The sequence below is a fragment of the Muriicola sp. genome (genome assembly GCF_041567615.1).
Lineage (GTDB): Bacteria > Bacteroidota > Bacteroidia > Flavobacteriales > Flavobacteriaceae > Muriicola.
Genome location: NZ_JBFGBM010000249.1, coordinates 1 through 2,823 on the forward strand (window position 1 = coordinate 1; position 2,823 = coordinate 2,823).

The 2,823-nt window shown below is 49.1% G+C and carries 4 protein-coding genes; all 4 read left to right on the top strand.

All coding sequences use genetic code 11. The features are described 5' to 3' along the window. Positions 1-666, top strand: a 666-nt coding sequence (locus ABYP73_RS12625; protein WP_372974570.1) for a M15 family metallopeptidase, incomplete at its 5' end; no start/stop codon positions are given. Between the two features lie 23 nt (positions 667-689). Continuing rightward, positions 690-1,454 carry a M48 family metalloprotease gene (locus tag ABYP73_RS12630; RefSeq protein ID WP_372946110.1) on the top strand — a complete coding sequence of 255 codons (765 nt, stop codon included), beginning with the start codon at positions 690-692 and terminating at the stop codon, positions 1,452-1,454. 119 nt (positions 1,455-1,573) lie between these two features. Beyond that, a complete protein-coding gene (locus ABYP73_RS12635) occupies positions 1,574-1,741 on the top strand; it encodes a DUF6747 family protein (RefSeq protein ID WP_372946111.1) in 168 nt (55 codons plus the stop codon). A 190-nt stretch (positions 1,742-1,931) separates the two neighbouring features. Next, on the top strand, positions 1,932-2,823 hold an 892-nt coding region (gene gpmI, locus ABYP73_RS12640), incomplete at its 3' end, for a 2,3-bisphosphoglycerate-independent phosphoglycerate mutase (RefSeq protein WP_372974571.1).

A 2,823-nucleotide genomic window follows, 5' to 3' on the forward strand; every position in this document is an offset into this window, starting at 1 on the left:
GCCTTCGCACAGGACGATAAATATTCTATTGAGGAGTTGATGGGCAAGGCAGATATCGAACTCTTCGGAAAGGACATCAACCTGAGAAAGGAAGCCCACGACGCCTTTCTGGCCATGAAAAAAGCGGCCTACCAGGACGGTATAGACATAAAGATCGTATCCAGCTTCCGCAGTTTTGACCGGCAGCTAGCCATTTTTGAACGCAAGTACCTGCAATACACGGAGGATGAAGGTATGGAGCCCCTCGAAGCCATAGATAAGATCATCGAGTATTCCACCATCCCGGGGACCAGCAGACACCACTGGGGGACGGATATCGACATCATAGACGGGAGCAAGCCCACGGAGGGAGACGTCCTGGTGGCCTCCAAATTCGAGGAAGGTGGTCCGTATGCCGACCTGAAGGCCTGGATGGACGAACACGCGAGCGAATATGGCTTTTATCTGGTGTACACCAAAGAGCCGAAGCGCCGGGGTTTCAAATACGAACCCTGGCATTACAGCTACGCCCCCCTCTCTGTCCCTATGCTGGAAGTCTTCAGAAAAAAGAACATTTTACAGCTCCTGGTGGAAGAAGATTTCCTGGGCAGTGAATTTATGACCACAGGGTTCATCAAAACCTATATTCGGGACAACATCCTCGACATTAACCAGACCCTCTTGTAATTATTACACGGCAACCGACTTCCATGAGACGCGCGAACTGGAAACTACGGATCTTCATAGGGCTGGCCATCGTGGCCTTCGCTGTGGTTCAGCGCTGCAACAACAAGGAAAAGAATCCTTATACCGGCAGGGTACAGCACATCAATATGACCGCAGACCAGGAGATTGCTATAGGATTGCAAAGCACCCCCCAGATCGCCCAGCAATACGGCGGACTCTACCCGGACGATCGTATGCAGGCCTATGTGGACGCCGTAGGGAATAAACTCGTGAAGAACAGCATTGCCCGTGAAACCCCCTATGAGTACGAGTTTCATTTGCTGGCCGATGAAAATACGATCAATGCCTTTGCCCTGCCTGGCGGACAGATCTTTATCACCTATGCCCTTTTCTCCAAACTGAACGAGGCGCAACTGGCTGGTGTGCTGGGGCATGAAATCGGCCATGTGATCGGGAGGCACTCCGCTGAGCGTATAGCCGAAAGCAGTTACTGGCAGACCATTAGCATGGGTGCACAGGTAGGTGCTGATGCCGGGAATATTGTGGGTGCGATCGGTCAAAATACCCTTCTGAAAAACGGAAGGGGCGATGAACTGGAGAGCGATGACCTGGGTGTACTGTTCATGATCCGGTCGGGCTATCAGCCTGAGCAAATGATAGAAGTGATGAAGATCCTAAAAGCTGCAGCGGGGCCCAACAGGATCCCCGAATTTCAAAGCACACATCCTGACCCTGACAACAGGATCGCAAGGATTCGTGAATCGATCCAGAAGTACCGCGGTGGATGATTCCGGTAATTCATCCATCCAAATTAGGTTCCTATCCTTTTTTTTCTATCTTTGAAATTCTCCCAAGTCACTTGATGCCCCCGATTTAACCCTTATAGCTTTAAGAACACTAAGACTATATGGGAACACTAACGCACTTTAAAAATCTGTACCTGCAGGCCTTTGACGATTGCAAACCGGAATACCTGGTAATTCTGCTAAAAGTCTATTCGGCTTTTTGCGCGGTTATGCTCGTTATGGCATTTTACGCATTCTTTTACAGGGCCTTTACAGGTTTCGAATTCTAGGACCCTTTTACGAGAACACAAAGGGAACAGTGAACAGTTACCCCGGGGCAAGCCGGGGTAACTTTTACTTTCTATCTACTTGGTCACTTTTAGATCCCCGATCGTAATTGCAGAAAAAGCAGGCCTGAAAGTGGTATTCCCCGCATAATCGTGCTATTTTTGGGGATTGATTTCAACAATATCCCGATAAATGCACAAGAAAGTCATTCTGATGATCCTCGATGGGTGGGGTAAATCGCCCGATCCAAAGGTCTCCGCCGTTGAACAGGCGAATACTCCTTTCATGAGTTCGCTCTACAAAAAATATCCCAACAGTAATCTGCTCACAGACGGGATGAATGTGGGTCTGCCCGAAGGTCAGATGGGAAACAGCGAAGTGGGCCATATGAATTTGGGTGCCGGCAGGATCGTATACCAGGACCTGGCTAAGATCAACAAAGCCGTACAGGAAAATACAGTAAAAGATGAACCCGTGATCAAAGATGCCTTTACCTATGCACGGGAGAATGGAAAGAAGGTACATCTTCTGGGGCTTGTGAGCGACGGGGGTGTACACAGCCATATCGATCATCTAAAGGGATTGATTTCAGCGGCAGAGGAATTCGGCCTGGATACCGTTTTTGTACATGCCTTTACGGATGGACGGGACGTGGATCCCAAAAGCGGAAAGGGCTTTCTCGAGGACCTGAATATTTTTTGCAGGGATAAGAAGGCTAAGTTGGCCAGTGTCGTAGGGCGCTATTACGCAATGGACAGAGACAAGAGATGGGAGCGTATCAAACTGGCCTACGACCTGGTTGTACACGGAATTGGTGAGAAGACCACCGATATGTCTGCAACCCTTCAAAAGAGTTATGACAACGGCGTTACCGATGAATTCCTCAAGCCCATCGCACTAACCGGAAAAGATGGAAACCCTCTGACCACCATTGAGGAAAACGATGTGGTCATCTTCTTTAATTTCAGAACGGACCGTGGCAGGGAACTCACGGAAGTCCTCTCTCAAAAAAACCACCCGGAGCAAGGGATGAAGGTGCTAGAGCTTTACTATGTCACCATGACCAACTATGACGACACCTTTA

Bases quoted from the DNA above. Each gene is read 5' to 3' on its own strand.
- ABYP73_RS12630 (WP_372946110.1), top strand. From the start codon at position 690: ATGAGACGCGCGAACTGGAAACTACGGATCTTCATAGGGCTGGCCATC.
- ABYP73_RS12635 (WP_372946111.1), top strand. From the start codon at position 1,574: ATGGGAACACTAACGCACTTTAAAAATCTGTACCTGCAGGCCTTTGAC.